Here is a 5,220-nt window from a genome sequence, read left to right as displayed (position 1 = left end):
GGTCTGCACATCCTTCCTTATATGAGGTGAAAAAAGTATACCAATATGTGAAATTTGACTCTGAAAATCCAAAATCGGGGAAAGTTACCCTGACCAATAAATATGATTTTACAAATCTCTCGGAATTCGATTTTTCCTGGAGGTTGATGGAAAATGGAATTCAGATCGCTAAGGGGAACCTACCTGAGGTAGATTTAGTTCCCTATGCATCAAAAGAAATACAGCTAGAACTTCCTGAACTTCCAAACACAAACGCAGAATATTTTTTAAACATTTTTGCAACCGCCAAAACAGCTTCGGCTTTAATCCCAGAGCATTTTTTAATAGCCTATGAACAATTTCAACTAACCGATTACACACCCGCTTTTTTTGAAAATAATATTGAAGGATTATGGGTAAGAAAAGAGAATAACACTATCAAAATCCTTGGAGACGGATTTGAAATTGGGTTCAACAGCGGTGATGGTACACTTGTTACTTTGGATTACGGTCAAGGGAACATTATTAAAAAAGGACAGCGCGTAAATTTCTGGCGTGCACCGACCGACAATGATTTTGGCTACAAGATGCCCTTGAAACTAAAAAAGTGGAAGGAGGCTACCGATAATCAAAACCTAATTGCTGTAGAGTTGAACTCCAATGAAGGGGAAAAAATAATGGATGTGGTACAATTGACCAACAATCCTTTTAAGGTCAAAAATAATTTACAGTTGACTACAACTTATGCATTGCCAGCTGTTGAAGGGCATGTAGCTTTAGCATATAGCATCAACAATAAAGGGGAAATATTGGTGAGTACTCAGCTAAAGAGTATTGATGAAACTCTTCCCATTTTGCCGCGATTTGGAAATAATTTCGTTATCGATAACGCCTACGAAAATGTCACATGGTATGGCAGGGGAGCCCATGAAAACTACCAGGACCGTAAAACTTCGGCCTTAGTGGGCTTGTACAAGGCAAAAGTTGAAGATTTATATTTTGAATACATTCGTCCACAGGAAAATGGTAACCGCACGGATGTGCGCACACTTTCTTTTACCAATGCCAATGGAAAAGGAATTTTAATTACCGCCCCTACTACTTTTGGGTTTAGCGCGCATCACCAATACAATTCAGATTTTGATGAAGGAGAAGAGAAACAGCAACGCCACACATTTGATATTCCAAAACGAGATCTGATTAACATCAATATAGACCAAAGCCAAATGGGTGTTGGGGGAGATAATAGTTGGGGTCTCATGCCACATAAAGAATATCAAATACCTGCTGCCAATCTATCATTCAGTTATATGATAAGGCCAATACAATAAAAGAAAAAGATATATTAATATAAAGAGCCGCTTTTAGCGACTCTTTATATTTTATAGTGTAGTTATGATTTTTCCATCTCCACCCAAGTATTTCCATTTTTATTTGATTCCACGGTAGCTTCTATAAAATTAAGCCCGCGAACACCATCTAACATGGTTGGAAATTCGCCGTCATTATACTTTTCACCCCTAATTGCCCTTGCCGCTCCTAAATAAATATTAGCCATGGAGTCGAAAATCCCTTCGGGATGTCCTGGCGGTAATTTAGTTCCATCAAGAGATAGCTTAGAATTATAGCCATGACCCGGTTTATATATTTTAGTTGGTTCAGTATCACTCAACATATAGAGAAAATTCGGCCTTTCCTGTTCCCATACAAAAGCGGCTTTCTCACCATAAATTCTAATGGCCAATCCGTTCTCTTCACCTGTGGCCACCTGACTGCCCCTTATGACGCCTTTAATATGTTTCCCCATGCGTAATAATACCGTACCGTCTACATCCATTTGATTATCATCATAGAGGTAATTAAAATCGCACAACAGGGAGTTTACTCTTAAACCTGTAGTATACTCAATAAGATTAAAAGCATGCACCCCTATGTCTCCCATACATGAACTTATTCCTGCCTTTTTTGGATCGAGCCTCCAGACAGAGGAACGTTTTGCTTTATCGTGAATTATTGTATTAATCCATCCCTGGTAATATCTGGCATCTACTTTATGAATCTTGCCTAAAGCCCCTTCCTTGATCATCTCCCGCATTTGACGCACCATAGGGTAGCCCGTATATGTATGTGTTACGGCAAAAACCGTCCCTGCCTTTTTATGAGCCGCCTGCAAAATTTTTGCTTCTTCCAAAGTAGTCGTCATTGGTTTCTCGCAGATAACGTTAAAACCATTGTCCAAGAGTTTCTTAGCCATTGGGAAATGCAGAAAATTTGGCGTAAGAACAGAACAAACCTGAATTCTTTCTTCTTTAGGCAACTTCAATTCCTCCTCAATAAGGGTGTCAAAATCCTTGTAGATCCTATTTGTTGGAACATCAATTTCCTTTGCAAATTCCATGTTCAAATCAAAATCGGGATTGAAAACTCCACCCACTATTTGGTAATTATCGTTTATATGCGAAGCTACTCTGTGCAATACCCCAATGAGAGAATCCCCTCCTCCGCCTATTACTCCTAATCTAATTTTTTTTGCCATTTTATTATATCATTTTTATTATTCTAATATTCATCTTTACTTCAAAATCTTTTCAAAATATGCCTTTTCTCTTTCTTCCTAATCTTTTGAATAAACCTTTATAACCGGTTCAATTTATATAAAATATCTAAGATTTATAGGCAATTGTTTCGTTTTTAAACAAGAACGCAAACAATACAGAAACCCCAAGTGCAAATGCTGCAGGAAACATCCAGATCATTTCCCAATTATGTGAAACATCTTCCAGAGTAAAATAATCTGTTATTCTTCCGGCTATCCAAAACCCCATTAACATACCAACGCCATATGTAGCCAGGGTAATCAATCCCTGGGCAGCACTTTTATATTTTGGCCCCGCTTTGCTATCAGTATATATTTGCCCGGATACAAAAAAGAAATCATAACAAATCCCATGTAAAGCAATCCCCAAAAGGAGGAGGAATGAAAATTCCCCGGCGCTTCCATAAGCAAAACAGAGATAACGCACCGTCCAGGCCAACATGGCAACTATCATTGTATTTTTGAAGCCAAACCTCTTAAAAAAGTATGGCAAAAGAAGCATAAACATAATCTCTGATATTTGACCTATGGTCATTTTACCCGCCGGGTTTGAGACTCCTATTTCACCCAGGAATTGTCCTGCGTGCTGATAGTAAAAGGCCAAAGGGATACAAATAAATACTGAAGCAAGAAAAAACACTAAAAAATTTCTGTCCTTCAAAAGTTTTAAAGCTTCCAAGCCAATTATATCCGCTATCCTGATTTTTCTATTCCCTGTTATTGAAGGTGGTGTTTTTGGCAGGGTAAAACTAAATATCCCCAAAATGCCTGATGCTACTGCCGTCATTAAGAATGTATTTCTAAGATAGCCTTTGGTTAAACCCTCCATAGAGTCCCAATGAAAGAAATAGCTGATAGCTAAACCAGCCACGATCCAACCCGCAGTTCCGAAAACGCGAACAAAGGAGAACTGTTTTGCAGGGTTATCCATCTGATTAAAGGAAACCGAATTTACCAGTGCTAAGGTTGGCATATACAATATCATGTAACCTAAAATATAAGGGTAAAATCCATCAAAACTTGTTGCATAAGCCAACTGTACCATTAAAATTGCCCCAATAAGATGTAGTACTCCCAAAATTCTTTCGGCATTAAAATAGCGGTCTGCAATGAGACCGATAATAAAGGGAGCAATGATTGCCCCCCAAGATTGTGTAGAATAGGCCATGGCGATCTCAGGGTCACTTGCCTCCAGGCTATTAGGTAAATAAATCCCCATAGTAACATACCAACTACCCCAAATAAAAAACTCCAAGAACATCATTACTGAAAGTTGAACCTGAATCTTTTTATTCATGAAATTTTCTGCTAGCGTTTATAAAAAATATAGTCTAATGAGAGAGGTTCCAGTTCATTATCCCTAAAATTCATTGCAATTTGGGACCTGTGATGTGTAGAATGGTTTATAATATGAAATAATATATCCTGTAAAGTACTTGTGAAAAGCCTGCCTTCTTCATTATCAAAGTCTATCCTTATTTCAAAATCTGTAGCATTCGTTGTTATTTCAAAAGAACTTCGTTGGTTTTCATAATGAATATCCCCCCAATTTTTAATAGGGTGAATCTGCCAAACTTTATAATCAGCAGGTTTCCCAAGAATTCGTGCATTCCATATATTGTGGGCATTAAGGATATGACTGAATAACATTATACTTTTTTCCGGAACCTTATCGAGCTTAATGCACTCCTCGACAAGCTTTTTATTGCAATAAAAATTGTAATCAAAAAGTTGATTAAAAAAAACTTTCATAGTGCATGATGGGTTGTTAGGTAACTTCTTTAGATGCTTTTATCAATAAGTCTCTTGTTGCGATAATCCCCTGTTCTTCGGTTAATTCTTTTCCCTCATACTCAACGCCTATATAACCCGTATAACCGGCATCCTTAACAATTTGTAGCATATGTACATAGTCTATTTTAGTCTCATTTCCATTTGCGTCAAAATCGTGTGATTTAGCACTTACGGCTTTGGCATGAACCATTAGTTCCTTAACACCCTTATAAATATCGTAGTTCTCTGCACAACCGGCAGTGTAATCTTTTGGATCTTTTCTTTTTATACAGAAATTACCAAAATCAGGTAAAGTACCACAATTTGACATATTAACCTGGGTCATCACTTCAGAGAGCATAGCAGCATTTGATGAAAGTCCTCCGTGATTTTCCACAAGTATATTTATATTTTTAGTCTTTGCATATGTCGAAAGCTGTGTAAGACCGTCAATTGAATTGTCTTTCCATTCAATTGGATCAGAACTCCCCGCAAGATTTACTCTAATTGAGTGGCAACCCATAGCGGCGGCGGCATCAACCCATTTATAATGGTTTTCAACAGCTTTATTACGTTCTCCAGGATCAGAGGTTGCAAGGTCTCCTTGCCCATCGATCATTATCAAGACATTCTTTAAACCGTGTTTATCAGCCTCCGCGTTGGATTTATCCACAAAAGATTGCATGGCTTCCTTTGAAAAATTAGCGGGCTCTAACTCTTTGTTATATAGCTGGCTTACATACTCCAGTCCTTCAAATCCCCAATTTTTAGCTTTTTCAGCAAAAATATAAGGATCAACACCATCATTATTAATCATATTATGAATAGACCATTGTGCCAGGGATAGTTTAAAAAAAGGGGCTGTGGTTATG

5 protein-coding genes are annotated in these 5,220 nt (G+C 37.7%); 1 reads left to right on the top strand and 4 read right to left on the bottom strand.

Annotated elements, in window-relative coordinates; translation table 11 throughout:
- The coding region (locus tag WBN20_RS09595; RefSeq protein ID WP_424281516.1) for a beta-galactosidase small subunit family protein at positions 1 to 1,310 on the top strand (1,310 nt) is incomplete at its 5' end.
- A gap of 62 nt (positions 1,311 to 1,372) precedes the next feature.
- On the opposite strand, the gene WBN20_RS09590 is transcribed toward WBN20_RS09595, so the two are convergent.
- From WBN20_RS09590 to WBN20_RS09575, 4 genes are all read right to left on the bottom strand, one after another.
- Positions 1,373 to 2,515, bottom strand: a complete 1,143-nt coding sequence (locus tag WBN20_RS09590) for a Gfo/Idh/MocA family protein (RefSeq protein WP_424275070.1) — start codon at positions 2,513 to 2,515, stop codon at positions 1,373 to 1,375.
- Between the two features lie 127 nt (positions 2,516 to 2,642).
- The gene (locus WBN20_RS09585; protein WP_424281515.1) at positions 2,643 to 3,872 is read right to left on the bottom strand and encodes a nucleoside permease; all 1,230 of its coding nucleotides are present in this window, start codon (positions 3,870 to 3,872) and stop codon (positions 2,643 to 2,645) included.
- Positions 3,873 to 3,883: 11 nt separating this feature from the next.
- Positions 3,884 to 4,327 (bottom strand): DinB family protein, encoded by a 444-nt coding sequence (locus tag WBN20_RS09580; protein WP_424272912.1) that lies wholly within the window; start codon positions 4,325 to 4,327, stop codon positions 3,884 to 3,886.
- A 16-nt stretch (positions 4,328 to 4,343) separates the two neighbouring features.
- On the bottom strand, positions 4,344 to 5,220 hold an 877-nt coding region (locus WBN20_RS09575), incomplete at its 5' end, for a sugar phosphate isomerase/epimerase family protein (RefSeq protein WP_424281514.1).

It is taken from the genome of Eudoraea sp. (genome assembly GCF_049665975.1).
GTDB lineage: Bacteria > Bacteroidota > Bacteroidia > Flavobacteriales > Flavobacteriaceae > Eudoraea.
Note: the sequence above shows the minus strand (reverse complement) of the source record. Positions and strands in the feature narration are given on the sequence as shown.

Excerpts from the sequence above, each read along its gene's own strand:
- WBN20_RS09590 (WP_424275070.1), bottom strand. The coding sequence starts at position 2,515 with ATGGCAAAAAAAATTAGATTAGGAGTAATAGGCGGAGGAGGGGATTCT.
- WBN20_RS09580 (WP_424272912.1), bottom strand. The coding sequence starts at position 4,327 with ATGAAAGTTTTTTTTAATCAACTTTTTGATTACAATTTTTATTGCAAT.
- WBN20_RS09585 (WP_424281515.1), bottom strand. The coding sequence starts at position 3,872 with ATGAATAAAAAGATTCAGGTTCAACTTTCAGTAATGATGTTCTTGGAG.